Origin of the sequence: Burkholderia sp. NLJ2 (genome assembly GCF_049487195.1) — a bacterium.
Lineage (GTDB): Bacteria > Pseudomonadota > Gammaproteobacteria > Burkholderiales > Burkholderiaceae > Burkholderia > Burkholderia pyrrocinia.
Genome location: NZ_CP137810.1, coordinates 2444578 through 2467471 on the forward strand (window position 1 = coordinate 2444578; position 22894 = coordinate 2467471).

Consider the following 22894-nt stretch of genomic DNA (forward strand, 5'->3'; position numbering starts at 1 on the left):
CCTCTTCGCCGGTCGCCGCACGCCTTCCCTTTGCAATCGGGCTTCGGCGTGGGTGTTCGGTGGTGGCCGGTGGGCGTGGCCATGACAGCGATGCTGATGTTGAAACGAACGCTGCCATATGCGAACACCGAGCGTCCGCCCCGAAGCCTGATTGCCCCGTCTCTCCCGATCCGCCCGTGCGACCGCGCACTATTCAGAAAAACGGCACGTGCGTCGGCATAATTTCCGGAATATATAAAAACACGCTCGATTAAACGCATCTCATTAAATCGATTAACCTCGATTTTCGATTTACTGAACAATTACCATTCTCGGATGAATATTTTTTTATTTATTTTTCGACATGCTTGCCGAACCGCGTTTCAAACGGCAAACGTTTGCACAACGCGGCGAGACGCCTCACCACTGTTCTTCAGGAGGAAAGCATGGCCGATTCTCAAACGTCATCCAATCGCGCCGGCGAATTTTCGATTCCGCCGAATACCGATTTCCGCGCGATTTTCTTCGCGAATGCCGCTGAACAACAGCACATCAAGCTGTTTATCGGCGACAGCAAGGAACCCGCCGCTTATCACAAGCTGACCACGCGCGACGGCACGCGCGAAGTCACGCTGAATTCCGGCAACGGCAAGATCCGTTTCGAAGTGTCGGTGAACGGCAAGCCGTCGGCCACCGACGCGCGCCTCGCGCCGATCAACGGCAAGAAATCGGACGGCTCGCCGTACACGGTCAACTTCGGGATCGTCGTGTCGGAAGACGGCCACGACAGCGACTACAACGACGGCATCGTCGTGCTGCAATGGCCGATCGGCTGAACGGCTGAACGCCGACGCGATCGGTGATCCGGCGCCCGGCATGCGTTGCGCGCCGCTGCCGATATCACAATGGCGACGACGCCAACCACCTTGCGAATCGTTCGGGCAGTCACGGCTGCCCCACGTTTTGCTCCGCGCGCGAAACGGCGAAACCGGTTCGTCGGCCGCGCGACGCGAGACCTTTCATTCCGACGAGGACGACATGTCACAACCCTTTACCCATGACGACCTGTATGCACTTCTGCAACTCGCCGGCAACGACGCGCTCGCCGTGCAGGCCGGCGGCGACCAGGCGGTGCTGGACAGGATGCGTCAGTTCATGACCGCGCAACTCGTGGAGAAACTGCCGCAATACGACGTGTTCGTCGACCTCTCCACCGTGCCGTACAGCTTCGACATCAGCAACTGGCAGAACAAGGTCAAGACCGATGCAACGGGGCAGGTGGTCGCCTGCACGGTGACGTGGGCCGGCGCGCCCGGCGTGCTGCCGGGCGCAGCCGCCAGGTTCGGCATCGGCGCCGTGGTCACGTACTTCGCGAAAGCGACGGCGCAACCGCAACCCGCGCAGCCGGACCCCGTGACGAACGCAGGCGGCGAACGCGACGGGGTCTTCAACCTGCCGCCGAACATCGCGTTCGGCGTGACGGCGCTCGTTAACTCGTCCGCCCAGCAGACGATCGAGGTCTTCGTCGACGACAATCCGAAACCGGCCGCGACATTCCAGGGCGCCGGCACGCAGGACGCGAACCTGAACACGCAAGTGCTGAATTCGGGCAAGGGGAAGGTGCGCGTGGTCGTGACGGCGAACGGCAAGCCGTCGAAGATCGGCTCGCGTCAGGTCGACATCTTCAAGAAGACCTACTTCGGGCTGGTCGGGTCGGAAGACGGTGCGGACGGCGACTACAACGACGGCATCGCCGTCCTGAACTGGCCGCTCGGTTAAGCAGCGCGATCCTGCCGACCATCGCCACGCCGCCCGGCGTGGCGATTTGCTTTTGAGCCCCCGCCAGGCCAGGCCGCGTGCCGCAAGAACGATCAAATGCGCCCGCCACCGATACCATATAGTCCGCCCGACACCCTCATTGGCACACCATGAACCCGGTTGGACAAGCACTCTGGTTTATCGAAACCGAACTGGACAGGGAACTGACACTCGACAGGATCTCCGCCGATTGCGACATGACGCGCTTCGGTTTTTCGCGCCTGTTCTCGATGAATACCGGCTGGCCGGTGATGCGCTATGTCCGGTCGAGGCGGCTGACGCGTGCGGCGCGGGCATTGGCGCAAGGCGCGCCGGACATCCTTCACGTGGCACTCGATGCCGGATATGGCTCCCATGAGGCGTTCACGCGCGCCTTCCGCGATCTGTTCGGCGTCACGCCGGAAGAAGTGCGGGCACGGCGCACTCTCGACGGATTGTCTCTTGTGGAGCCGCTTCGCATGAAAGAGCTGAAAATCATCGCCGTTGCACCATCACGCTTCGAAGTCGCCGAAAGGCAGCTGATCGCGGGCATGAGCAGCCGCTATACCTTCGAAACCAATGAAGGGATTCCGGCGCTCTGGCAAGCCTTTATCCCGTACATCGGCAACATCCCCGGCCAGGTCGGCGACGTGACGTATGGCGTGTGCTGCAACCCGGATGCGGATGGCAGCTTCGAATACATCGCGGGCGTGGAGGTCAGGAGTCGCGACCGGTTGCCGGCTCCATTTCGTTGCGTCGAACTCGAACCGCAACGTTATGCGGTCTTCGAACACAGCGGACACATCTCCACGCTTCACCAGACCTTCTACAGCATCTGGAACGGCTGGCTGCCGACGTCGGGGTTCAACGCGGTGGACGCGCCCGAGTTCGAGCGTTACAGCGGGGACTACGATCCGGTTACCGGCACCGGGGTGCTCGAAATCTGGTTGCCGATCGAAAGCGCGCAGTGATCGATCTGTGCGCGGATTCGCCGACGCGAGAACGGATCTCGTGATGAATCCGGGCTGCGCAACGAACCGATCGGCCGCGACGACACACGCCGCGGCCGATCGGTCAACGCGTCATCACCACGCCCACCGCGCGCCCGCATTCCCGGTAATCGTGCGCTGATGCTCGCCGCCGTTGTTCGTCAGGTAGCTGACCGTCGCATACACGCTGCCGCGCTTCGTCAACTGCGCGACGAGCCCCGCGCCGATCTGCCCTGCCGTCGATGCGCGCCTGCAACGATGCCGGCCGGCGTGACCGGCGTCCGGTCAGCGGTCAGCCGGCATGCGATGCGGCAGCCGTCGACATTGCGACCGGCTGCGACCACATAGCCGCGGCCAACTGCGTACGCGCGGCATGAGCCAAGCGGTTGAACGCCACACGCCGCTCGCCCTTCAGCGTCGCCGCTTCGGCTGCCTGCACCAGCGCGACCGGATCGACGAGACGGTCATGCCGCCGGACCTCGAAGTGCAAATGCGGGCCGGTCGCCGTCCCGGTGCTGCCGACCGCGCCGACCCGTTGACCGCGAGCGACGCGCGCGCCGGTTCGCAGCGTCGGCTCGAACGCCGACAGGTGCGCGTAGTACGACGCATAACCGCCGTCATGACGAATCACCACATACTTGCCGTAGCCGCGCGGCTCGGTGCCGATGAACGTCACGACACCGCGCTCCGACGCATGGACGGCACGGCCCGCCGGCGCAGCCAGATCGACGCCCGAATGCACGTGGCGCGCGCCGGTCACCGGATGCACGCGCGCGCCGAACTGCGAGCTGATCCGCGTCACGGCGACCGGCATCGCGAACCGCGCGCCGGCGAGCGGCATGCCGTCGAGGTCGTAGTACGCACCCGGCGAACCCGCGTCGGGCGCAAACCACACGCCCGCGACCTGCTGGCCGCGAAAGCGGATGTCGAGCGCCGTCACGCGCACGCCGCCCTGCCGTGTCGCGCCGACGTCGGGTTCGAATGCGACGCGGAAGGTATCGCCTGCCTCGCCGCGCTGCTTCGGGTCGATGCGCCCGGCCAGCAAACGGATGACCTGCGCCGCGACGCCGGCCGGCAGGTCGGCGCGCGCCAGCGACGCCCGCAGGCTGCCGGTAATCGCACCGGCGCGCGTACCGCGATCCGGCTCGGCGAGCATGAACGGCTCGGCGGATGCCAGATCGACGGAGCCCCGCCCGAATGCCGGCTGCGCACCCATCGACGGCAACGGCGATGCAATGCCGTAGGCGAACCGCGTTGCATATCCACGTTCGATCGCACCGCGCGCCGCGTCGCAGAGCACGCGGTAAGCCACGCATGCGCCGAAGCGGGCAACGGGATCGTCGCGATCGGCACCTGTCGGCACGTTCGACGCATGCAATGCGTACGCGACGTCGAGCGGCGCTGCCGACGATGCCCGCAAGCCGCCCCACGTCGTCCGGGCGGAACTGAAAAAAGGCACGTCGACAAGGTCTGCCGTTTCCGCCATCACGGGCGTGAACGGCGCGGCGTCGTGAAACGCCTGCGCTGTCGCACCCTGTGTACCGGCCGCACAGGCCGCCGCGATGACACCGCGCAGCAGCACGCGGCGAATCGGGAAACAGCGGACACCGCGTCGGGCGGATTGACCTTGTTCGCGTGCGAGACGGAAACGCAGGTCCAACCGCATGACGTCGTCACTCGCTATCGATGAAAAATCGGGAAAGGACCGGGTATCGCGGAGGGACTATCGTCGCGATCCGGCAACTCGAAACCGAGTGTACCGGCATGCTTGAAACGACAAAATGAGACGAGTCTTATTTTTTTGAAACGCCGCTTAGTACTCGAACGAATTCCGGATTTCACCGTCCGATAGCATCGGCAGCCCGACCCCATGCATTCGCGCGAAACATCGCGTGGCGTGTACAGTCGAGGGCTGCCCGCGCGAGCGCATGCCGGTCCGACAACGGCGGGCGCGCGATGCGTTGCGCCATGTGCATTCAACCCGGTATCCCGTCATGTTTCTCGATCAACTACATCCGGAACGCTGGACGTTCCTGTGGAACGCCTTGTCCACCCTTTCCATCAAGCTGTGCGCGGGCCTTGCGCTGCTCGTCGCGGGCTGGTGGCTGTCGAAACGCATCGGCAACTGGCTGAACCGGCTGCTCTCGAACAAGGAGCGCGTCGACGACACGCTGCGGCCGATTCTCTGCGACGTCGCCGTGTGGGGCATCCGCATCGTCGCGATCGTCGGCGCGCTGTCGCAGCTCGGCGTCGAAACCGCGAGCATCGTCGCGGTGCTCGGCGCGGCCGGCCTCGCGATCGCGCTCGCACTGCAGGGCACGATGCAGAACATCGCGGCCGGCATCATGCTCCTGCTGCTGCGGCCGTTCAAGGTCGGCGACTATATCGACGGCGGCACCGGCGTCGCGGGCACCGTCGACGAGGTTGGCCTGTTCATGACGCGGCTGACGAAGCCGGACGGCATCTGCGAATTCGTGCCGAACAGCGCGCTGTGGGGCAGCTCGATCCGCAACTACACGCGCAATCCGACGCGCCGCCTCGATCTCGAAGTGGAAGTGTCCGTGCATGACGATATCGATCGCGCGCTCGACGCGCTGCGCGCGCTGGCCGCCGCCGATCCCGACGTGCTGCAGGATCCCGCGCCGGACGTGATGGTGATGCGCTTCGACGACAGCACGGCCGTCGCGAACATGCGCGTGTGGACGCATACCGACACGTTCTGGGCAATGCGCTGGCGCCTCGCGCGCCAGGTGCGCAAGGTGCTCGCCGATGCGGACTGCGCGCTGCCGATCCGCACGCGCGAGCTGCACATCGTGCACGACGCGGAACGTCGTGAGGACAGCGTGCGCGTACGGGCGTCGTAACGCGTAACGACATCGGGGCGCGCAACCGCGCATCACGCGCGGCGCGCCCCGGCTTCGCCGTCACATCTTCACGATATCGAGCAGCGCCTTCTTGCCGCTCTTGTATGTGAACACCGAGATCGCGCCGTGCTTCAGGTCGCCCTGCGGCGTGAAGCTGGTTTCGCCGATCACGCCGCGATAGTCGGTGGCCGGCATCGCGGCCAGCACCTTCGCCGGGTCGGTCGAATTCGCGCGCTTCATCGCGTCGACGATGATGTATACCGCGTCGTACGAGAACGGCGCATACACCTGCATCGGCTGGTGGTAACGCGCTTCGTAGCGCTTCGCGAACGCCGCGCCGCCCGGCATTTTCTCGAGCGCGATGCCGGCCTCGGAGCACACGACGTTGTCCGACGCCGGGCCCGCGAGCTTCGGCAAGTCGGTCGAACACACGCCGTCGCCTGCGAGGATCTTCGCGCGCATGCCGAGCTGGCGCGCCTGCTTCGCGAGCGGGCCACCCGTCGCGTCCATCCCGCCGTACATGATCGCGTCCGGGTTCGCGCCCTTGATCTTCGTGAGGATCGCGCGGAAGTCGATCGCCTTGTCGTTCGTCGCGTCGCGCGACACGACCTTCATGCCGGCCGCCTTCGCGGCCTTCTCGAACTCGGTCGCGAGGCCCTGCCCGTATGCGGTCGAATCGTCGACCACGGCCACCGTCTTGATACCCATGTTCCTTGCCGCGTACATCGCAAGCGCCGGCCCCTGCTGCGCATCGGTCGCGACGACGCGATAGGTCGTCTTGAAGCCTTGTTGCGTGTACGTCGGGTTGGTCGCGGCCTGCGAGATCTGCACGACGCCGCCGTCGCGATAGACGCGCGACGCCGGGATCGACGTGCCCGAGTTGTGATGGCCGACGACACCGACGACCTTGTCGTCGACGAGCCGCTGCGCAACCTGCGTCGCGGTGCGCGGATCGCCCGCGTCGTCCTGCGCGTCGAGCTGCAGCGTGACCGTCCTGCCGCCGATCGCGAGCCCCTTCGCGTTGATTTCCTCGACGGCGAGCCGCGCGCCGTTTTCGCTGTCCTTGCCGAGATGCGCGATCGCGCCGGTCAGCGGCGCGACGTGCCCGATGCGCACGACTTCATCCGCGTGCACCGGGAACGCCGACAGTGCGCTCGCCAATGCAGCCGCGGTAGCGAATGCCGTCTTGTGATGTCGATTCATGGCTGTCTCCTTCCTTGTCGCTCTTCGTCTGTGTTTGGATACGTCGTTCGTTGAAGGCAAAACAACGCGCTCACGCGCGCCCTTCGAAACCCAGCAGCACGTTCACCGCGTTGATGCCGATCTCGTCGACCATGTAGCCGCCTTCCATCACGAACAGCGTCGGCAGGTTCAGGCGCGCGAGCGCCTCGCCGATGCGCAGGTAGTCGGGCGAGCGCAGCCGGAAATGGCTGATCGGATCGTGCTCGAACGTGTCGACGCCGAGCGACACGACGAGCAGGTCGGGTGCATGCGCAACGATCGCGTCCGCCGCATGGCCGAGCGCCGTCGCGTAGGTGTCCCACTGCGTGCCCTTCGGCAGCGGCAGGTTCAGGTTGAAGCCTTCGCCCGCGCCCGCGCCGCGCTCGTCCGCGTAGCCGGAGAAGTACGGATACGACACCGACGGCTCGCCGTGGATCGACGCGAACAGCACGTCCGCGCGTTCGTAGAAGATGTCCTGCGTGCCGTTGCCGTGATGGAAATCGACGTCGAGCACCGCGACGCGCGCGGCACCGCTTGCGATACCGTGCTGCGCCGCGATCGCCGCGTTGTTCAGGTAGCAATAGCCGCCCATGTACTCGCGGCCCGCATGGTGGCCGGGCGGGCGGCACAGCGCGAACGCCGCGCACGCACCGCCGTTCGACAGCAGGTCGGCGCCGGTGAGCGCCGAATTCGCGCTCGCGCTCACCGCGTCCCACGTGCCCGCGTTGATCGGCGCGCCGGCGTCCATCGCGAAGAAGCCGAGCTTGCCGTCGATGAAGTCGGGCAGCGTCGCGGCCGCCGACATCGCGCGCACCGGCCACACGAGCGGCAGCGCCTGGCAGGTGCGGCCGGTCGCGGCCCATTCGTCCCATGCGCCGGCGAGGAAATCGACGTAGCGCGCGCTGTGCGCGCCGGCATAGCTGGCGCGATCGAACGCACGCGGCGCGATCACGTCGCCCAGGCCGGCCGCGCGGACCTGCGCGAGCACCGTTTCGGCGCGAAGGGGGTTTTCGAACGACTCGGTGATCGCGCCGTCCTTCAGTTCGACGCCGCGATGCAGGTGGTGATCGCTGCTGTAGACCGTGAGCATGGTTGACCGTTGCAGTGATGGCAGTGAGAGGGTGGAAACAGTCTATTGACACCGACCGGCAATAACTTTGCTATTCACATTGCCGTTTCGTACAATTTTGAGAAAACTGTCTACGGAACCACGGATATGAGCAAAAATCGCGCCTCGGTTGAACTGGACGGCGTCGACCGCGCGATGCTCCGCCTGCTGCAGGAAGACGGCGCGCTGTCGAACGCGACGCTCGGCGAAAAGCTGTCGCTGAGCGTCACGCCGTGCTGGCGCCGCCGCAAGCGGCTCGAGGACGAACGCGTGATCACCGGCTACCAGGCGAACCTCGACCGGCGCGCGCTCGGGATGAACGTGTTCGCGTTCGTGCAGGTGACGTTCAACATGCACTCGGGCCAGGATTCGGATCACTTCGAGGATGTGATGCGGCGGCACGACGAAGTGACGTCGTGCCACAAGATCACCGGCGCGGCCGACTACATCCTGCAGGTCGTCGCGGCCGATCTCGACGCCTATGCGGAATTCGTCGAACGCGTGCTGAGAAAGCAGGCCGGCGTGTCGTCAATCCAGTCGAGCCTCGCGTTGCGCGAGGTGAAGTTCTCGTCGCGCGTGCCGGTGCCGGACGCGTGAACGGCGCGATGAACCTGCGAACCGTCATTCCGTTCCCGACCCTCACCCCATGGAGCACTACCCTATGAAGCGTTTCACCCCCTCCGTCTCGGTTGCCGCCGCGCTTGCATGCGCGTTCGCATTGAGCGCCTGTGCGGCGCAATCGTCCGCGCCTGCCGGTTCGCCGGCGCCGTCCGCACCGCCGATGGTCGGCGGCGATCGCGATGCGCACGGCTGCATCGGCTCGGCCGGCTACGCATGGTGCGAACAGACGCAGCAATGCGAGCGCCCGTGGGAACTCGCGAAGCAAAAGGGCTTCGCGAATTCGGCGCAAGCGTACGAGCAGTTCTGCAGGAACAATTCGGCGAAGTAGGCGGATCGCGGCGCAATGCCGCGACGCAATGATGTGCCGGCGCGACGCGTTGCGCGATCGCTCGCGCATTGCTTCCGTGCATCGCGCAATACGACATTCCGACGTTTCACATCGGCACACGGCGCGCCAATCGCGCGCGCCGCGCCGTCAAATTCCCGCCGGTTTTCCGGCACGGCACACCCCGATTCCGGAAACCCGGACACGCGAAAAACCCCACAAAAACAAGGACATTTTTCGCGTGCGACACGGCAATCGACTTCGGTTATATTACGCGCCCCTTGCCACCCCGCCCCCGCCACACGCGTCGCGCGCGGCCTCTTTCCACGCAGCCTGAAGCGTCGTCCGCGCAGGCTTGCCGCAGGGGCCCGGGCGCGTTGCGCGCCACCGCGAAGCAGGGGATTGCCCGCCCGCAAGAAGCCGATCCGAAGGTGTCCTCCTCAACGGTTTCGCGTGCGCAAATGCGACGGCGAGCAGCGTCGATCCGGAATTCCCGATTCGCGATCCGGATCTCCGGATGCGCGTATCGGCGCGATCGAAACGCTCGTCGGGCGGCATGGCAAACCGATGCATCCAAGTTGAGAAAGGGATCTGCTGTGATCAAAACGTTACGGGTAATACTGTCGGCGCTCGCGCTGTGCGTCGCCGCGTCGTCCGCGCACGCGGCCGATACGAAGAAGGTCGACGTCCTGCTGGTGGGCGGCGGCATCATGAGCTCGACGCTCGGCGTCTGGCTGCACGAGCTTCAGCCTGACTGGTCGATGACGATGGTCGAGCGCCTCGACGGCGTCGCGCTGGAAAGCTCGAACGGCTGGAACAACGCGGGCACCGGCCACTCGGCGCTCGCCGAACTGAACTACACGCCGGAAAAGGCGGACGGCAAGATCGACATCTCGAAGGCCGTCGAGATCAACGAGTCGTTCCAGATCTCGCGCCAGTTCTGGGCGTGGCAGGTCAAGCAGGGCGTATTGAAGAACCCGCATTCGTTCATCAACTCGACGCCGCACATGAGCTTCGTGTGGGGCGACGACAACGTCCGCTTCCTGAAGAAGCGCTACGAAGCGCTGCAGGCGAGCCCGCTGTTCCGCGGCATGCAGTATTCGGAAGACTACGACCAGATCAAGCAGTGGGTGCCGCTGATGATGGAAGGCCGCGACCGCAAGCAGAAGGTTGCCGCCACCTGGACGCCGATCGGCACCGACGTGAACTTCGGCGAGATCACGCGCCAGTTCGTCGGCTACCTGAAGACGCAGCCGAACTTCACGCTGTCGCTGTCGAGCGAAGTGCGCGAGATCTCGCGCAACGCCGACGGCACGTGGCACGTGTCGTGGGTCAAGCTGCATTCGGATGAACCGCCGCAATCCGTCGACGCGAAGTTCGTGTTCATCGGCGCGGGCGGCGGTGCGCTGCACCTGCTGCAGGCGTCGGGCATCCCCGAGGCGAAGGATTACGGCGCGTTCCCGGTCGGCGGCTCGTTCCTCGTGACCGACAATCCCGACGTCGTGAAGCAGCATCTCGCGAAGGCGTACGGCAAGGCGTCGGTCGGCTCGCCGCCGATGTCGGTGCCGCACCTCGACACGCGGATCATCGACGGCAAGAAGATCATCCTGTTCGGGCCGTTCGCGACGTTCTCGACCAAGTTCCTGAAGAACGGCTCGTATTTCGACCTGCTCACAAGCACCAACACGCACAACGTCGCGCCGATGATGCGCGTGGGAGTCGACGAATTCCCGCTCGTGCAGTACCTCGCGGGCCAGCTGATGCTGTCCGACGACGACCGCTTCAACGCGCTGAAGGAATACTTCCCGAACGCGAAGAAGGAAGACTGGCGCCTGTGGCAGGCCGGCCAGCGCGTGCAGATCATCAAGCGCGACCCGGTGAAGGGCGGCGTGCTGAAGCTCGGCACCGAGATCGTCAGCTCGCAGGACGGCAGCATCGCGGGCCTGCTCGGCGCGTCGCCGGGTGCATCGACGGCCGCGCCGATCATGCTGAACCTGATGAAGAAGGTGTTCAAGGACAAGGTCGCGACGCCCGAGTGGCAGCAGAAGATCCGCCAGATCGTGCCGAGCTACGGCACGAAGCTGAACGACAGCCCGGCTAAGGTCGTCGAGGAATGGACCTATACGAGCGACGTGCTGCAGCTCTCGCCGCCGCCGAAGATCGACGTCAGCGTGCCGTCGCAGGCGACCGGCACCGCGCCGGCTCGCCCGGCCAAGGCGTCGGCCGACATGGCGCTGTAACGCGCACGACCGCTGCGCGGCGCCGTTGCGCCGCACGACATGGCCGCCCTCCGGGACGGCCATTTTTCATGGCGCGTGCCGGAGGCGACGCCCGCGTCGGTCGCCCACGCCGGTCGCCCACGCCGGTCGCCCACGCCGGTCGCCCACGGCCGTCGTCCACTGTCGGTCGCCCACGCCGGTCGCCCGCAGCCGTCGCCCACTGTCGATCGCCCGCGCCGATCCCCCGCGCCGGTCGCCCGCATCCGCTAGAATTGCGGGCACGCGCGACGCCGTCGCCATCCGATCCACCCTCCGCATCGACGCAGTCCACGCGACCGCCGGTGCGGCCCGCGCCCGATCCGCGCGAGCGCCGCACACCCGTTGCCGCGCCCGCCCGGGCGCGCCACCAACCGAATTCAGCTGGAGAAAGACCGTGTTTACTTGCCGAAACCAGAGCTGCGGCACGCAGTGGGAAACGTCCGACGTCGTCATCAAGGACGAAGGCCAGGGGCTGCTGTTCCGCTGCCCGCTGTGCGGCGCGCGCAACTATCTCGAACGCTTCGAAGACGATGAAGGGAACGTCGTCTACGAACAGATGGAAGGCCGCCCTTACCTCGGAGACCTCTCCTGACATGACCCAATCGACCGCCACGCCCTTCAGCGCGCTGCCGCTGACGCCCGCCACGCTCGCCAACCTCGCGCAGCTCGGCTATGTCGACATGACGCCGATCCAGGCCGCGAGCCTGCCGATCGCGCTGGCCGGCCAGGACCTGATCGCGCAGGCGAAGACGGGCAGCGGCAAGACCGCCGCGTTCTCGCTCGCGCTGCTGTCGCGCCTCGACGCGCGCCGCTTCGACGTGCAGGCGATGATCCTGTGCCCGACGCGCGAGCTCGCCGACCAGGTTGCGCAGGAAGTGCGCCGCCTCGCGCGCGCCGAGGAAAACGTGAAGGTGCTGACGCTGTGCGGCGGCACGCCGATGCGCCCGCAGGCGCAGAGCCTCGAGCACGGCGCGCATATCGTCGTCGGCACGCCGGGCCGCATCATGGATCACCTCGATCGCGGCAACCTGAAGCTCGACGCGCTGAACACGCTCGTGCTCGACGAAGCCGACCGGATGCTCGACATGGGCTTCTTCGACGACATCGCGAAGGTCGCGCGGATGTGCCCGACGACGCGCCAGACGCTGCTGTTCTCCGCGACCTATCCGGACGGCATCGTGAAGCTGAGCCAGCAGTTCCTGCGCAATCCGAAGGAAGTGAAGCTCGAAGAGCGCCACGACAACAGCAAGATCCGCCAGCGCTTCTATGAAGTGACGGAGAACGAGCGGCTGCACGCGGTCGGCCAGTTGCTGAACCACTACCGGCCCGTCAGCACGATCGCGTTCTGCAACACGAAGCAGCAGTGCCGCGACCTGCTCGACGTGCTGCATGCGCAGGGCTTCCACGCGCTCGCGCTGCACGGCGAGCTCGACCAGCGCGAACGCGACCAGGTGCTGATCCAGTTCGCGAACCGCAGCTGCTCGGTGCTGGTGGCGACCGACGTCGCCGCGCGCGGGCTCGACATCGCGCAACTCGAAGCGGTGATCAACGTCGACGTGACGCCCGACCCCGAAGTGCACGTGCACCGCATCGGCCGCACCGGCCGCGCCGATCAGGACGGCTGGGCGCTGAGCCTCGCGAGCATGGACGAGATGGGCCGCGTCGGCGGGATCGAGCAGGCGCAGAAGCGCGACGTCGAATGGCATCCGCTCGCCGAGCTGAAGCCGGCCGACGACGGCGTGCTGACGCCGCCGATGGAAACGCTGCAGATCCTCGGCGGACGCAAGGACAAGATCCGCCCGGGCGACGTGCTCGGCGCGCTGACCGGCGATGCCGGGTTCGACGGCAAGCAGATCGGCAAGATCAACGTGACCGAGTTCTCGACCTATGTCGCGATCGAGCGCGGCGTCGCGCACGACGCGCTGCGCAAGCTCAATGCGGGGAAGATCAAGGGCAAGCGGGTCAAGGTCCGGTTGATGGACGAAGAGTGACGGGAAGCGGCGCGGACGGTCTCGCCGTTGCGCGCCGCCCTGCACTACCCGCACCTCACGCCAGTTCCGGATACCCGTGCGCGGCGGCCTCCCGCGCAAACCGCGCAATCGTGTCGTAGTCGTCCGGCGACAGCCGTTCGAATCCCTTCAGTCTCAGCACGCGCGAGCGTTCCGCATCGGCCGCGACCGCGCGATCGAGCGCATCCTGCAATGCGGCGACCTGCGTTTCCTCCAGCGTCCGCGATGCGATGAACGGCAATCCCGGCGCGGATGCCGTCGTGCCGATGATCCGGATCTCCTTCAGCAATTCGGGCAGCGCATCGCGCACATACGCGAACGTCACGCAGTCGATCGCCGCGCAATCGGCTTCGCCTGATGCCAGCGCACGCAGCGCGTTCAGGTGCGAGCCGAACGGCGTGACCGATCCGAAGAATCTTCCGTCGTGCGCATGCGGCGCGACCGCATGCCGTAACGCGTTCATTCCGCTGTGCGAATCCCCGCCGTTGAATGCGGCCCGCAGCCCGCGACAGGCGGCGAGCGTCGTCGCGCCGCCCGCATGCACGCGTGCCGACACGACCAGCACGCTGCGGTAGCGCGCGCCATTGCAGCCTTCGGCATCGAATACGGGCGTCGCGACCAGATGCACCGTATCGCGCAACCCGAGCATCCGGTACGGATAGCCGCAGGTCTGCGACAGCAGCAGATCGTCGCGCAGCCACAGCGCGGGCAGGTCGTCGAACGGTTCGTCGGGAAGCACGACGCCGGCCGGCCCGCCCGCGTTCGCGAACGCATCGAGCGCGTCGCGCAGCAGCGCGCGCCACAGCGCGGCGTGGCGCGGCGTCACGTTGTACATCGGCAGTGCTGCGATCCATTGGCTCATGCGCGCATTCTACGATCGAAACGTCAGAACACGTGCCGGATACCCGCGCGCCCGACCGCCTGTTTCTGGTTGCTCGACGGATTGAAGCCCGCGATCTGCGCGACCGGCGCATCGCCTGCCGCCTTCTGGAACGCCCCCATCACATAGACGCTCGTGCGCTTGGACAGCGCGTATTCGACGCTCAGGTTGAACTGGTGATACTTCGGCTCCGCGTTCGTCGCATGGTCGCGGCCCGTCGTGTACGTGTAGCCGGTGCCGACCGTCACCGCGGGCGTCGGCGTGACGAGCGCCGACAGCTCGTAGTTCTGGAACGTCGCGTCGTGCCCCGCGCTGCCTTGCTGGAAGTTCGTGTTCGTGAAGTCGGCCAGCACCTTCAGCCACTGCACGACCTGGTACGACGCGCCGACGCCGAACACCTTCTGCGCACGCGCCGCATCGAGGTAGTTGCCGTAGATCGCGTTCGTGAAACCCGGATAGTTCTGGTAGCCCTGCGTCGACACACCCGGGTTGTTGATCCGCAGGTAGCCGATGCCGAAGCCGACCGGCCCCGCCGCGTAGCTCGCGCCGACGCTGAACGTCGCGTTGTCGGAGAAGCGGCCCGGCTGCCCGCCGAACGCGTAGAGGCCGCCGAACGTGACGCCCGCGATCGTCGGGCTGCGGTACTTGACCGCGTTCGAGATCGGGAAGCCGTTGTCGGTGTTGTCCATGTCGTTCGGGTGAGCGAAGTAATAGCCGCCGATATTGCCGTTCAGCGTGAACGGCTCGACGTAGTCGACGATCGAATCCCACTGGCGGCCAAGCGTGAGCGTGCCGAGCCTCGCATCGTTCAGGCCGACATAAGCGTTGCGCGAGAACGCGAGCCCGCTGCCGAGGCGGCCGGAATTGAGGTCGAAGCCGCTTTCGAGCCGGAAGATCGCGCTCAGCCCGCCGCCGAGATCCTCGGTGCCGCGCACGCCCCAGCGGCTGCCGGCCGTCACGCCCGATGCGAGCTGCACGAGATGCTTGCCCTGCACGTTCGATACGTAGTCGACGCCGTCCTCGACGATGCCGTACAGCGTGACGCTGCTTTGCGCGTGGGCGGTAGCGGCCGCGGCGAGCGGCAGCGCGAACAGGAGTTTCTTCATCGGGATGTTCCGTTCTATTTGTTCAGAGATGCGAACCGTCTGCGGGGAATGCGGGACTATATCGATGCGACCGGCGCGCGCCAACGAACGAATCGAGAATTCGATTCCAGAGATTTCCCGGTCGCGCCTCGTCGGACGCCGGCCGGCGGGCTTGTGAGCCACCGCGATAAGCAAATGCGAATCGATTGATTGGCCGTCCGGCATCGGTTCGGTAAAGTTCGCGTTCCTTCCGAATCGTCGCGAGCCGCCTGCGGTTCGCCCGCACGTCGCAACGCGGCCGGCGCACCGGGTCTGCCGTTTCGCAGCGTGTGTCCGTCGCGTCACCCGCGCGACGGGCGCCCCGAAGCCGCGCGCACGACACGCCACGCGGCGCGGCATTCGGCAAGCCTCGACAACACGCTGGAGCCCCGGTCCCCATGACATTCCTCCGATCGATCCGCCGCCTCGGCGTCGCCACCTTCGCCGTGACCGCTTCGGCCGCCGTCTGCGCCGCGCCGTCGATCACGGTCGCATCGAAAATCGACACCGAAGGCAACCTGCTCGGCAACCTGATTTCCCAGGTGCTGAAGTCGCACGGCCTCCCCGTCACCGACAAGATCGGGCTCGGCACCACGCCGATCGTGCGCAAGGCGCTGACGACCGGCGAGATCGACATCTATCCCGAATACACCGGCAACGCCGCGTTCTTCTTCAACAAGGCCGACGATCCGGTCTGGAAGGACGCCGCAAAAGGCTACGACACCGCGAAGCAGCTCGACTACGCGGCCAACCATCTCGTCTGGCTCACGCCCGCGCCGGCCAACAACACGTGGGGCGTCGCGGTGCTCGGCACGGTCGCGAAGGCGAACGGGCTGAAGACGTTCGACGACTTCGGCAAATGGGCCGGCAACGGCGGCAAGGTGAAGCTCGCGGCGTCGGCCGAGTTCGTGAACAGCGCGTCCGCGCTGCCGTCGTTCGAGAAGGCGTACGGCTTCAAGCTGAAGCAGGATCAGTTGCTCGTGCTGTCGGGCGGCGACACGGCCGCGACGATCAAGGCCGCGGCGAACCAGACCGACGGCGTCAACGCCGCGATGGTCTACGGCACCGACGGCGGCATCGCATCGTCCGGCCTCGTCGTGCTCGACGATGCAAAGCACGTGCAGCCCGTCTACGCGCCGGCGCCCGTGATCCGCGAAGCGGTGCTGAAAGCGCATCCGCAGATCGCCGACTACCTGAAGCCGGTGTTCGCGAGCCTCGACCTGAAGACGCTGCAGACGCTCAACAGCCGCATCCAGTTGAATGGCGAACCCGCGTCGGCCGTCGCCGCCGGCTATCTGAAGTCGAAGGGTTTCGTCAAATGATCGCCGGCGCGCACGCAGCGGCCGGCCAGCCGGCGGACACCGGCTCGAGCGCCGACGCCGCGAACGTGCGCGCGCCACGCGTCGACCGCGTCGGCGTGCTGATCGCCGGCACGATCGCGGCCGCGCTCGCGTTCGCGCCGTTCGTCACGTTCCGCGCAAACCGGATCGTCGCCGGGCACGATCTCGCGCTGGCCGACATCTTCCCGCACTGGCAAGCCGTCACGCTGTACGCGGCCGGCGCGGCGAGCGCACTGTTCGCGCTGCTGCGCGGCCGGCCGGCGCCGCGTTTCGTTGCGGGCGCAGTGCTGCTTCTCGGCCTCGGCGCGCTCGTCGGCCATGTGCCGGCCCATCTCGTCACCGACGACAATCCGCTCGCACGCGTGTCGCCCGCGACCGGCGCGTGGCTGCTGTTCTTCGCGTACGCGGCGCTCGTCGTCGATGCGTCCGCACGGCTCGCGCTCGGCCCGGTCAAACGCCTCGCCGCGCTGGCCGCCGCCTTCGCCGTGCTCGCCGCGCTGCTGCACGCCGGGTGGTGGGACGGTCTCTCCGTGATGCAGGAATACGCGGCGCGCGCCGACACGTTCTGGCAGGAAGCGGGCCGGCACGCCGTGCTCGTCGGCGGCTCGGTCGCCGCCGCGATCGCGGCCGGCGTGCCGCTCGGCGTCGCGTCCGCGCGCTCGGTCACGCTGCGCGGCGTGCTGCTGCCGGTTCTCAATATCGTGCAGACGATTCCGAGCATCGCGATGTACGGGCTGCTGATGGTGCCGCTCGGCCTGCTTGCAGCACACGTGCCGCTCGCGGCCGCGCTCGGCATACGCGGAATCGGCGCTGCGCCGGCCGCGCTTGCGCTGTTCCTGTATTCGCTGCTGCCGATCGCATCGAGCGTCGTGGTCGGGCTGCGGCAGATTCCGCCGCAGGCCGTCGAGGCCGCGGCCGCGATGGGCATGACGCGCGCGCAGCGGCTGTTCCAGGTCGAGCTGCCGCTCGCGCTGCCGGTGATCCTGAGCGGCGTGCGGATCGTGCTCGTGCAGAACATCGGCCTCGCCGCGGTCGCCGCGCTGATCGGCGGCGGCGGCTTCGGCACCTTCATCTTCCAGGGCATCGGGCAGTCGGCGACCGACCTCGTGCTGCTTGGCGCGATCCCGACGATCGCGCTGGCGCTCGCGGCCGCCGTCGTGTTCGACGCCGCCACCGCACTCGCAAAAGGACGCCGCGCATGATCGAGATCGAACACGTGAGCCGCCGCTTCGGCGAACAAACCGCCGTCGACAACGTCACGCTGTCGATTCGCCGCGGCACGATCGCCGCACTGGTCGGCGCGTCGGGCAGCGGCAAGTCGACGCTGCTGCGGATGATCAACCGGCTGATCGCGCCCACCAGCGGCACGATCCGCATCGACGGCGTCGATACGGCAACCCTCCCCCCGGAACAACTGCGGCGCGGCATCGGTTATGCGATCCAGGGGCACGGCCTGTTCCCGCACTGGAGCGTCGCGCGCAACATCGCGACCGTGCCGCGCCTGCTCGGCTGGCCGGCCGATCACATCGACGCGCGGGTACGCGAACTGCTCGCACTGTTCGAGCTCGATCCGGCCGCCTATGCGGGCAAGCTGCCGCACGAACTGTCGGGCGGGCAGCAGCAGCGCGTCGGCGTCGCGCGCGCGCTCGCGGCCGAACCCGGCATCCTGCTGATGGACGAGCCGTTCGGCGCGCTCGACCCGATCATTCGCGGCAAGGCGCAGGACGACCTGCTCGCGCTGCAGCGCCGGCTCGGCATCACGATCGTCTTCGTTACGCACGACATGGAAGAAGCGCTGAAGCTCGGCGATACGATCGTCGTGATGGATCGCGGCCGAGTACTGCAGGCGGCATCGCCCGCCGACATCCTCGCGCGGCCCGCGCCCGGTTTCGTCGAACAGCTCGTCGCGGGCGACGACCGGCCGCTGCGGCTGCTCGCGCTGACCCGCGTCGACGAGGTCGTCGAGCCCGGCACGGCCGACGGTGCGCCGCTATCCGGTGCCGCGTCGCTGCGCGATGCGATCGCCGAGCTGCTGTGGCGCGGCGTCGACGCGTTGCCGGTCGCCGGCTCGGACGGCGTCGTGCGCGGCCGGATCTCGCTGCCCGCGATCGTCGCGCGCGCAAGGCAGCCGCGATGAGGGCCGCCGCATTCGCTTCCGGCGCCGCGCGCGCCGCCGTGCTCGCCGCGCTGCTCGTGCTGCTGTTGCGCAGCGAATGGCTCGCGCCGCTGTTCGCGCCGTTCGCCGACAACGGCGCGCCGGCGCTCTACGACCGTGCGAGCCTGCTCGACCTGACGCTTGCCCATCTCTCGATCGTCGCGGTGTCCAGTGCCGTCGGCGCGATCGTCGCGCTGGTCGCCGGCATCTTCGTCACGCGGCCGGCAGGCGCGGACTTCCTGCCGATCGCGCGCAGCATCGTCAACATCGGGCAGACCTTCCCGCCCGTCGCGGTGCTCGCGCTCGCGGTGCCGGCCGTCGGTTTCGGCGTGAAGCCGGTGCTGATCGCACTCGTGCTGTACGGGCTGCTGCCCGTGTTCGAAAGCACGATCGCCGGGCTGCGCGACATTCCGGCCGCGACGCTCGACGCCGCGCGCGGGATGGGCATGAGCGCGCGCCAGCAACTGTTCGCGGTCGAGCTACCGCTCGCGTTCCCGGTGATCCTGAACGGCATCCGGCTCGCGGTCGTGATCAACCTCGGCACCGCGACGATCGGTTCGACGGTCGCCGCGAAAGGGCTCGGCGACGTGATCATCGCGGGCCTGCAGACGTCGAACACCGCGTTCGTGCTGCAGGGCGGGATCGTCGTCGCGCTGCTTGCGGTCGCGGTGTACGACGTGCTCGGCCAGGCCGGCCGCGCATTCGCGCCGGCCGCCGCGCGACTCGCGCCGGATTGAGCGGCGCTCGCCTCCGTTTTCCGTTTTTGCTCGTCGTTGTCCCGGCCGGTGCACCGCGTCCGGCTCGCTCCATCACAAAACCATGGCCGAATACTTCGACGTCGACCACGCGCGCGCGATTGCGGCGCTCGATGCACGCTTCACCGCCCGCACCGAATGGCCGACCTGGCTGCTGATCGCCGCGATCTATGGCGGCTGGCTCGCGGTGCTGCTGCTCGTGCGCGCGCAGCACTTGTCGCTTGCGGCAGCGACGCCGCCGTTGATCCTGCTCGGCGCGTGGCACCTGTCGCTGCAGCATGAACTGCTGCACGGCCATCCGACGCGTTCCGCGTTCGTGAACAAGCTGCTCGGTTATCCGCCGCTGACGGTCTGGTATCCATACACGCTGTATCGCGACACCCATCTCGACCATCATCGCGACGAAGACCTGACCGTGCCGGGCGTCGATCCCGAAACGAACTACGTGTCGCGCGCCCGCTGGGCGGCGCTGCCGCGCTGGCGTCGCGCGCTGACGGTCGCGCGCAAGACGTTCGTCGGGCGGATCGTCGTCGGGCCGCCGCTGGGCGTCGCCGCGATGTTCGCCGATGCGTTCGCCGCGCTCCGGCGCGGCGAGTTTCGCTACTTGCCGATGTGGGCGACGCATTCCGTGTGCGTCGTGGCGCTGCTCGCGTGGCTGCAATGGGCGATCGGCGTGCCGTGGTGGTATTACCTGCTCGCGGTCACGTGGCCTGCGCTGTCGCTCGCGATGATCCGCTCGCTGTACGAGCACCGCGCCGCGCGACACCCGAAGGCGCGCATCGCGATCAACGAAGCCGGCTTCGCGATGCGGCTGCTGTACCTGAACAACAACTACCACCTCGTCCATCACGACCTGCCGAAGCTGCCGTGGTACGACCTGCCGCGCGCGTACCGGATGCGTCGCGACGCGTATGCGGAGAAATGCGGCGGCTTCGTGATCCGCGGCGGATATCGCGAATTGCTGGCGCGCCATGCGTGGACGCCGACCGACGCGCCCGTGCATCCGTTCGACCAGGGCACGGCGTCGCTGTCGACGGGTGGCGGGGTGAAGGTGGCGGTGGTCGACAAGGTGCTGCAGATCAGCACGTAACGTTCGACGGAGCCGCGCTTCGTCGTGAAGCCACCCGGTTCGACGATGCAGGCGCAAGGCCGCACGGCATGCCGACCCGCCCGCATCGGCGCGGATTCCTTACGAAATGCCGACAACCAAGAGACTCGTCGGCGAATTGCCAATCGCGTCGGCAATGTCCAGAATGGCGGGTCATCCGGGGTTCCCAAAACAAGCCATTCACCCCGGCTCTGCCCCTGGTAGGGCGCCGCACTCTCCGACGACGATGCAATCGAACTCCCCGCCCGGCGCGATCCGCGCGATCGGCAACGACTGGTCCGTTTCCGCAATCACCGCCGGCTTTCTCGCGGTCCTGATTTCCTACGCGGGCCCGCTCGCGATCTTCTTCCAGGCCGCGCAGGCAGCCCACGCGTCGAACGCGATGGTGTCGTCGTGGGTCTGGGCGATCTCGATCGGCGCGGGCGTATCGGGCCTGTTCGCGAGCTGGAAGCTGAAAGTGCCGATCGTCACCGCGTGGTCGGCGCCCGGCACCGCGCTGCTCGTCGGCCTGTTTCCGCAACTGACGCTCAACCAGGCCGTCGGCGCGTACATCACGGCCGCGCTGATCATCCTGCTGATCGGTGTGACCGGCTATTTCGACCGGCTCGTGCGCCATATTCCGCGCGGCATCGCGTGCGGGATGATGGCCGGCATCCTGCTGCCGTTCGGCACGCATGCGTTCGCCGCCGCGTCCGAGCAGCCGGCGCTCGCGTTCGGGATGATCGCGGCCTACGTGATCTTCAAGCGCCTGCTGCCGCGCTACAGCATCGTGCTCGTGCTGCTCACCGGCGCCGCGCTCGCGACGCTGCTCGGCATGACGCATCTCGGCAACGTGTCGCCGAGCATCGCGCGGCCGATCTTCATCGCGCCCGAATGGACGCTCGGCACGACGCTCAGCCTCGCACTGCCGCTCGTCGTCGTCAGCCTCACCGGCCAGTTCCTGCCGGGGATGACGATCCTGCGCGTGTCCGGCTATCACACGAGCGCGCGCCCGATCATCACGGCGACCAGCGTGATGTCGCTCGTCGTCGCGTGCTTCGGCGGGATCACGATCGTCGTCGCGGCGATCACCGCGGCGCTCTGCACGGGCAAGGACGCGCACGAGGATCCGGACCGGCGTTATGTCGCGGGGCTCGCGAACGGCGCAATCTACCTGATCGGCGGGCTCTTCGCGGGCACGATCGTCACGGTGTTCTTCGCGTTGCCGAAGGCGTTCGTCGCGATCCTCGCGGGGCTCGCACTGATCGGCGCGATCGGCGCAAACGTGCACGGGATCTTCGAGGACGAGAACCACCGCGAAGCGTCGCTGATCACGTTCCTCGCAACCGCATCGGGGATGACGTGGCTCGGCCTCGGCTCCGCGTTCTGGGGGATCGTGATCGGGTCGCTTTCGTATGCGGTGCTGAACAAGGTGCGGCGGCAAGCGTAATGCACGTTGTGCCCATCGTGCACACCGCTCGCCGCCGCGTCGATCATCGCGCGTGCTGGCGCACCAGTTGCGCGAGCGCATCCACCAGCGTCGTCGTGCCGTAAAGCCGCTCCGACACGCCGGCCTCGACATCGATCTGCCCGGCGTTGTGCACGTCGTACAGATCGACGATCAGTTGCGCATGGCGTTCGCTGAGGCCCGCGCGCAGCAGCGTCGCATGCCAGGTGTCGCGCGGCAGTTCATGCGCGACGACCGCGCGGCCGGCTGCCGCGCCGAGCGTATCCGCGATCGCCGTCACGCTCACCCGCCGCGGCCCTTCGATGCTGACGATGCGCGGCCCGTTGCCGCGTTCGGGCGCATCGAGCAACAGCCGCGCCGCGACAACACCCACATCGGGCGCCCAAACCGTCGGAAACACCTTGGCCACCGGATGATGAAAGCTCGGCAGCACGCCGGTCCCGAGCGCGACCGGCAGGACCCGCGTCCAGTTCTGCAGATGCTCGGCCGACCGCAGCAGCGTCAGTTGCGTCGGGATCGTCTTCAGCCGTTCCTCGAAGTCATGAAAGAGACGCGTGATGCCCGTATTGCCGTCGCGCTCCGCGCCGTAGTCCGACAGCGCGAGCAGCGCCGGCGGCGGGTTCGCGGCGAGCGCGGCGGTCGCGACGTCGATCGTCCGCGCCATCGTCGCGGCCGGATCGGGGTCGGCGACGGGCACCGGGCACAGCATCTGCACGGCCTGCGCGCCGTCGATCGCCGACGCGATTGCGTGCTCGTCCGTCAGCGCCGCGATCGCCACGTCGCAGCCGAGCTGCGCGAAACGTTCACGATGGCGTGCGTCGCGCAGCACCGCGCGCACGGGATGGCCTGCGTTGCGCAAGGTTGTTACGGTCGACAGGCCGACGTTGCCTGATGCACCGAAGATCACGAACACG

The 22894-nt window shown here is 67.3% G+C and carries 22 protein-coding genes; 15 read left to right on the forward strand and 7 right to left on the reverse strand.

The window, feature by feature from the left end:
* Nucleotides 1-425: 425 nt before the first annotated feature.
* The 3 genes from R9B84_RS33400 (at nt 426) to R9B84_RS33410 (ending at nt 2747) form a co-directional block, all read left to right on the forward strand.
* On the forward strand, nt 426-815 hold the full coding sequence (locus R9B84_RS33400) for a fucose-binding lectin II (RefSeq protein WP_047901918.1): 390 nt from the start codon (nt 426-428) through the stop codon (nt 813-815).
* A 202-nt stretch (nt 816-1017) separates the two neighbouring features.
* Complete coding sequence (locus R9B84_RS33405; RefSeq protein WP_423761685.1) at nt 1018-1758, forward strand: fucose-binding lectin II; 741 nt, start codon at nt 1018-1020, stop codon at nt 1756-1758.
* Between the two features lie 149 nt (nt 1759-1907).
* Nucleotides 1908-2747 (forward strand): AraC family transcriptional regulator, encoded by an 840-nt coding sequence (locus R9B84_RS33410; protein WP_423761686.1) that lies wholly within the window; start codon nt 1908-1910, stop codon nt 2745-2747.
* Between the two features lie 114 nt (nt 2748-2861).
* Here the strand turns inward: R9B84_RS33410 and R9B84_RS33415 are convergent, their stop codons facing one another.
* Both R9B84_RS33415 and R9B84_RS33420 read right to left on the reverse strand, forming a co-directional pair.
* Complete coding sequence (locus tag R9B84_RS33415; RefSeq protein ID WP_423761687.1) at nt 2862-2969, reverse strand: hypothetical protein; 108 nt, start codon at nt 2967-2969, stop codon at nt 2862-2864.
* 88 nt (nt 2970-3057) lie between these two features.
* On the reverse strand, nt 3058-4431 hold the full coding sequence (locus R9B84_RS33420) for a M23 family metallopeptidase (protein ID WP_423761688.1): 1374 nt from the start codon (nt 4429-4431) through the stop codon (nt 3058-3060).
* A gap of 328 nt (nt 4432-4759) precedes the next feature.
* Between R9B84_RS33420 and R9B84_RS33425 the strand changes: the two genes are divergently transcribed.
* Entirely contained in the window at nt 4760-5629 is an 870-nt protein-coding gene (locus R9B84_RS33425; protein WP_423761689.1) for a mechanosensitive ion channel family protein, read from the forward strand.
* A 60-nt stretch (nt 5630-5689) separates the two neighbouring features.
* Here R9B84_RS33425 and R9B84_RS33430 read toward each other — a convergent pair whose 3' ends face one another.
* Complete coding sequence (locus R9B84_RS33430) at nt 5690-6832, reverse strand: branched-chain amino acid ABC transporter substrate-binding protein (protein WP_423761690.1); 1143 nt, start codon at nt 6830-6832, stop codon at nt 5690-5692.
* A gap of 70 nt (nt 6833-6902) precedes the next feature.
* Complete coding sequence (locus tag R9B84_RS33435) at nt 6903-7940, reverse strand: histone deacetylase family protein (protein WP_423761691.1); 1038 nt, start codon at nt 7938-7940, stop codon at nt 6903-6905.
* Between the two features lie 126 nt (nt 7941-8066).
* On the opposite strand from R9B84_RS33435, the gene R9B84_RS33440 reads away from it, so the two are divergent.
* From R9B84_RS33440 to dbpA, 5 genes are all read left to right on the forward strand, one after another.
* A complete protein-coding gene (locus R9B84_RS33440) occupies nt 8067-8555 on the forward strand; it encodes an Lrp/AsnC family transcriptional regulator (RefSeq protein WP_096475371.1) in 489 nt (162 codons plus the stop codon).
* A gap of 64 nt (nt 8556-8619) precedes the next feature.
* On the forward strand, nt 8620-8907 hold the full coding sequence (locus tag R9B84_RS33445; protein WP_423761692.1) for a hypothetical protein: 288 nt from the start codon (nt 8620-8622) through the stop codon (nt 8905-8907).
* 575 nt (nt 8908-9482) lie between these two features.
* Nucleotides 9483-11144: a malate dehydrogenase (quinone) gene (gene mqo / locus R9B84_RS33450; protein ID WP_423761693.1), complete on the forward strand. Its 1662-nt coding sequence runs from the start codon at nt 9483-9485 to the stop codon at nt 11142-11144.
* Nucleotides 11145-11556: 412 nt separating this feature from the next.
* Nucleotides 11557-11754 (forward strand): hypothetical protein, encoded by a 198-nt coding sequence (locus tag R9B84_RS33455; protein WP_040140903.1) that lies wholly within the window; start codon nt 11557-11559, stop codon nt 11752-11754.
* A 1-nt stretch (nt 11755) separates the two neighbouring features.
* Nucleotides 11756-13153 (forward strand): ATP-dependent RNA helicase DbpA, encoded by a 1398-nt coding sequence (gene dbpA, locus R9B84_RS33460; RefSeq protein ID WP_423761694.1) that lies wholly within the window; start codon nt 11756-11758, stop codon nt 13151-13153.
* A gap of 55 nt (nt 13154-13208) precedes the next feature.
* Here the strand turns inward: dbpA and R9B84_RS33465 are convergent, their stop codons facing one another.
* Together R9B84_RS33465 and R9B84_RS33470 are read right to left on the reverse strand one after the other, a co-directional pair.
* Nucleotides 13209-14033: a phosphate/phosphite/phosphonate ABC transporter substrate-binding protein gene (locus R9B84_RS33465; protein WP_423761695.1), complete on the reverse strand. Its 825-nt coding sequence runs from the start codon at nt 14031-14033 to the stop codon at nt 13209-13211.
* A gap of 23 nt (nt 14034-14056) precedes the next feature.
* On the reverse strand, nt 14057-15157 hold the full coding sequence (locus R9B84_RS33470) for a porin (RefSeq protein ID WP_423761696.1): 1101 nt from the start codon (nt 15155-15157) through the stop codon (nt 14057-14059).
* A 416-nt stretch (nt 15158-15573) separates the two neighbouring features.
* Between R9B84_RS33470 and osmF the strand changes: the two genes are divergently transcribed.
* From osmF to R9B84_RS33500, 6 genes are all read left to right on the forward strand, one after another.
* Entirely contained in the window at nt 15574-16497 is a 924-nt protein-coding gene (gene osmF, locus R9B84_RS33475) for a glycine betaine ABC transporter substrate-binding protein OsmF (RefSeq protein ID WP_423761697.1), read from the forward strand.
* Nucleotides 16494-17717 (forward strand): ABC transporter permease, encoded by a 1224-nt coding sequence (locus tag R9B84_RS33480; RefSeq protein ID WP_423761698.1) that lies wholly within the window; start codon nt 16494-16496, stop codon nt 17715-17717. The genes osmF and R9B84_RS33480 overlap by 4 nt, the downstream gene beginning before the upstream one ends.
* Nucleotides 17714-18652, forward strand: a complete 939-nt coding sequence (locus R9B84_RS33485) for an ABC transporter ATP-binding protein (protein WP_423761699.1) — start codon at nt 17714-17716, stop codon at nt 18650-18652. The genes R9B84_RS33480 and R9B84_RS33485 overlap by 4 nt, the downstream gene beginning before the upstream one ends.
* Nucleotides 18649-19407 (forward strand): ABC transporter permease, encoded by a 759-nt coding sequence (locus R9B84_RS33490; protein WP_423761700.1) that lies wholly within the window; start codon nt 18649-18651, stop codon nt 19405-19407. Before R9B84_RS33485 ends, R9B84_RS33490 begins: the two co-directional genes overlap by 4 nt.
* Nucleotides 19408-19489: 82 nt before the next feature.
* Nucleotides 19490-20515, forward strand: coding sequence for a fatty acid desaturase (locus tag R9B84_RS33495; protein ID WP_423761701.1), 1026 nt, complete (start codon nt 19490-19492; stop codon nt 20513-20515).
* 244 nt (nt 20516-20759) lie between these two features.
* Entirely contained in the window at nt 20760-21962 is a 1203-nt protein-coding gene (locus tag R9B84_RS33500) for a benzoate/H(+) symporter BenE family transporter (RefSeq protein WP_423761702.1), read from the forward strand.
* 43 nt (nt 21963-22005) lie between these two features.
* Here R9B84_RS33500 and R9B84_RS33505 read toward each other — a convergent pair whose 3' ends face one another.
* Nucleotides 22006-22893: an NAD(P)H-binding protein gene (locus R9B84_RS33505; RefSeq protein WP_423761703.1), complete on the reverse strand. Its 888-nt coding sequence runs from the start codon at nt 22891-22893 to the stop codon at nt 22006-22008.
* Between the last annotated feature and the right edge of the window lies 1 nt (nt 22894).

Excerpts from the sequence above, each read along its gene's own strand:
- R9B84_RS33495 (WP_423761701.1), top strand. The coding sequence starts at position 19,490 with ATGGCCGAATACTTCGACGTCGACCACGCGCGCGCGATTGCGGCGCTC.
- R9B84_RS33465 (WP_423761695.1), bottom strand. The coding sequence starts at position 14,033 with ATGAGCCAATGGATCGCAGCACTGCCGATGTACAACGTGACGCCGCGC.
- R9B84_RS33440 (WP_096475371.1), top strand. The coding sequence starts at position 8,067 with ATGAGCAAAAATCGCGCCTCGGTTGAACTGGACGGCGTCGACCGCGCG.
- R9B84_RS33445 (WP_423761692.1), top strand. The coding sequence starts at position 8,620 with ATGAAGCGTTTCACCCCCTCCGTCTCGGTTGCCGCCGCGCTTGCATGC.
- R9B84_RS33420 (WP_423761688.1), bottom strand. The coding sequence starts at position 4,431 with ATGCGGTTGGACCTGCGTTTCCGTCTCGCACGCGAACAAGGTCAATCC.
- R9B84_RS33435 (WP_423761691.1), bottom strand. The coding sequence starts at position 7,940 with ATGCTCACGGTCTACAGCAGCGATCACCACCTGCATCGCGGCGTCGAA.
- R9B84_RS33470 (WP_423761696.1), bottom strand. The coding sequence starts at position 15,157 with ATGAAGAAACTCCTGTTCGCGCTGCCGCTCGCCGCGGCCGCTACCGCC.
- R9B84_RS33430 (WP_423761690.1), bottom strand. The coding sequence starts at position 6,832 with ATGAATCGACATCACAAGACGGCATTCGCTACCGCGGCTGCATTGGCG.
- R9B84_RS33405 (WP_423761685.1), top strand. The coding sequence starts at position 1,018 with ATGTCACAACCCTTTACCCATGACGACCTGTATGCACTTCTGCAACTC.
- R9B84_RS33480 (WP_423761698.1), top strand. The coding sequence starts at position 16,494 with ATGATCGCCGGCGCGCACGCAGCGGCCGGCCAGCCGGCGGACACCGGC.
- R9B84_RS33485 (WP_423761699.1), top strand. The coding sequence starts at position 17,714 with ATGATCGAGATCGAACACGTGAGCCGCCGCTTCGGCGAACAAACCGCC.
- R9B84_RS33490 (WP_423761700.1), top strand. The coding sequence starts at position 18,649 with ATGAGGGCCGCCGCATTCGCTTCCGGCGCCGCGCGCGCCGCCGTGCTC.
- dbpA (WP_423761694.1), top strand. The coding sequence starts at position 11,756 with ATGACCCAATCGACCGCCACGCCCTTCAGCGCGCTGCCGCTGACGCCC.
- R9B84_RS33400 (WP_047901918.1), top strand. The coding sequence starts at position 426 with ATGGCCGATTCTCAAACGTCATCCAATCGCGCCGGCGAATTTTCGATT.
- R9B84_RS33425 (WP_423761689.1), top strand. The coding sequence starts at position 4,760 with ATGTTTCTCGATCAACTACATCCGGAACGCTGGACGTTCCTGTGGAAC.
- R9B84_RS33410 (WP_423761686.1), top strand. The coding sequence starts at position 1,908 with ATGAACCCGGTTGGACAAGCACTCTGGTTTATCGAAACCGAACTGGAC.
- osmF (WP_423761697.1), top strand. The coding sequence starts at position 15,574 with ATGACATTCCTCCGATCGATCCGCCGCCTCGGCGTCGCCACCTTCGCC.
- R9B84_RS33500 (WP_423761702.1), top strand. The coding sequence starts at position 20,760 with ATGCAATCGAACTCCCCGCCCGGCGCGATCCGCGCGATCGGCAACGAC.